Annotated in this window: 3 protein-coding genes; 2 read left to right on the top strand and 1 reads right to left on the bottom strand. The window is 53.3% G+C overall.

Translation table 11 applies throughout. The features are described from left to right. Positions 1-602 (bottom strand): precorrin-6y C5,15-methyltransferase (decarboxylating) subunit CbiE (cbiE, locus tag KB557_RS10875; RefSeq protein WP_255134124.1); only part of this gene is annotated, 602 nt, incomplete at its 3' end. Between the two features lie 287 nt (positions 603-889). Here cbiE and KB557_RS10870 point away from each other — a divergent pair. Both KB557_RS10870 and KB557_RS10865 read left to right on the top strand, forming a co-directional pair. Next, positions 890-1,243 carry a hypothetical protein gene (locus KB557_RS10870; protein WP_255134122.1) on the top strand — a complete coding sequence of 118 codons (354 nt, stop codon included), beginning with the start codon at positions 890-892 and terminating at the stop codon, positions 1,241-1,243. A 51-nt stretch (positions 1,244-1,294) separates the two neighbouring features. Then, positions 1,295-2,220, top strand: a 926-nt coding sequence (locus KB557_RS10865) for a GH116 family glycosyl-hydrolase (RefSeq protein WP_255134120.1), incomplete at its 3' end; no start/stop codon positions are given.

Here is a 2,220-nt window from a genome sequence, read left to right as displayed (position 1 = left end):
AGCGGATCAAGCTCTTTAGGCAGTGGATCCCTGGGGGCTAGGCGTTGCAGCCGTTGCTGCGGATGGCCTAACTGTTCACACAACCAAAAGCCATAGGCGGCCTCCAAGCCGGAGGCGCGCAGGATCAAGCGCACGCTTTCGGCGCCGCCGCGGTTGGGATCGGTAAGCACCACCAAAGCAGCCGGCCGCTTTTGCAATTCGGCCGCCAAGGCCTCCGGTTCGCGGCCATGGAGGCTTATCCAGCTGGCATCTTGCCAAGGGCGTGGGATGCCGGCAAAGGCCAGTTGCATCGAACTGGGGGCTGGATGAAAACAAAGCTGCGCGGGTTCAAAGCGCTGCAACAGCAAGCGACCGATGCCAAACCAAAGCGGATCACCACTGGCAAGCAGCACCGTTGATTCACCAAGAGCCATAGCCGCGGCAATGATTTCGATGGCTTCAGCGGGTTGATCAGTGCAAATCAATTGCTGCCCGCTGCTGGCGGCATAGGCCAACCTGCTGGGTGCTGCAACCAATTGCGCCTGCTTAAGCAGTAGCTGCAGGGATTGGGGCAAATTCAACTCCCCACCAGCATCTGTGCCGATCACATGCAGGATTTGCATGGGCCAGGGGGATCTCAACTAGTGGTTGCATTTTGCCCCATACGCAGGGAGGAACCATTGCAACGCCATGGGGGCTCGAACAAATGTACTATGCTGCTAATTAGCGTTTGCTTGTTTAGTGGCAACTTTTGATTCTGGCAATCCTTCCCCGCCGGAACTTCCACAGGAGAGGGGCTCTACGCCAAAATTAGAAGAGTTACGCAGACCAGCCTTCATCTTCGACCGCCAGGGCTGGACTCAAGCCATTGGTGGCCTTGTAATTGCCCTAATTGCTCTTTACAGCTCCTATGACCACATCAGCCTCCCAGCTTTCCAAATCAGAATCAACCAACAATGGGGCGTTTGGTTCATCGCTGCCTCGCTGGCGTTTGTACTTATCGATGCTCAATTGGCGACGGGATCCCGGTTACGAGCAGCGCATGATGCAGCGGAGGAAAGAGATCAAACAAATCAAGAGCGATACCGAACAGATCTGGAACGAAACCGAGCAAATCAAGAGCGAAACCGAGCAGCTGAAGCTCGAGAACGCCAAGCTGAGGGAACTGAACGCCAAGGGCAAGGAATTGCTCTCCTCCGCGGCGTTGCTTTGCTCTCCGCCAGATATCAACTTGATCCCACCAAACTCAACCGTTCAAGATTGAACGCTTATCTAGCCTTACTTCTGACAAGCTAGGTACAACTTTTTATGCCCCATGGCGCCCTTTGGCCTTTCAGCCTTGAAGTTGATATTGCAACGTAAAACGGCTAAAAAAAGTCCACTTGCCAGCTGGAGCCGGCCTTTTGGCCTTGGTTGGGATCAGCCATTCAAAGTGCGTTATGCCAGCAATTTGGATGATGGCCCCTGGCATGGCGCGCCCTTAGGTGGTTTTGGCGCTGGTTGCATCGGCCGTAGTTCAAAAGGGGATTTCAACCTTTGGCACCTTGATGGCGGCGAGCACTGGTATGGAAACATCCCCGATTGTGGTTTTGCATTATTTGAAAATAACGGCACCACAACTACAGCCCATGGCCTTGCCGTAAAACCCACTATTGATGCATCAAACCCAGAAGCGGGCGAACCACTTTCAGCCTGGAGCTGGTATCCAGCCAGCAGCGCAAAACAAAGCACCGGCACTTACAGCGCTCGCTATCCATTCAGCTGGTTTAAATATTGCGATGTTTTTAAAACAGAGGTGGAATGCGAAAGTTTTAGCCCAATAATCCCTGGAAACTATCGCGATACCAGCCTGCCTGTAGCGGTATTTCGTTGGCATTTTAAGAATCCAAGCCGTAAAACTTTAAAACTCTCGTTATTACTGAGCTGGCGCAACACACTCAACTGGTTTAGCAACACAGATCCCAGCGCTAAGGTGCATTTCCGTGATGATGGCAGCCCAGAACATTCCTATGTACCAGCCATTGGCCGTAGTGAAGGTCAACGCAACCGCTGGATTGATAGCGATGGCATTCATGGAATTCTGCTGGAAGGGGAACGCCACAACCCGATCGCTGAGGGGGAAGGCCAATGGTGTTTAGCGGTGGGAGAACTGCCGCCGGGGGTGGAGTTAATGCGTTGCAGCCGTTTGGATCCCCATGGAGATGGCGCTGAAATTTGGAATCGATTCAGCTCTGATGGCTC

Origin of the sequence: Synechococcus sp. Cruz CV12-2-Slac-r, assembly GCF_024346075.1 — a bacterium.
Lineage (GTDB): Bacteria > Cyanobacteriota > Cyanobacteriia > PCC-6307 > Cyanobiaceae > Synechococcus_D.
This window is presented reverse-complemented; position numbering and strand designations above follow the sequence as displayed.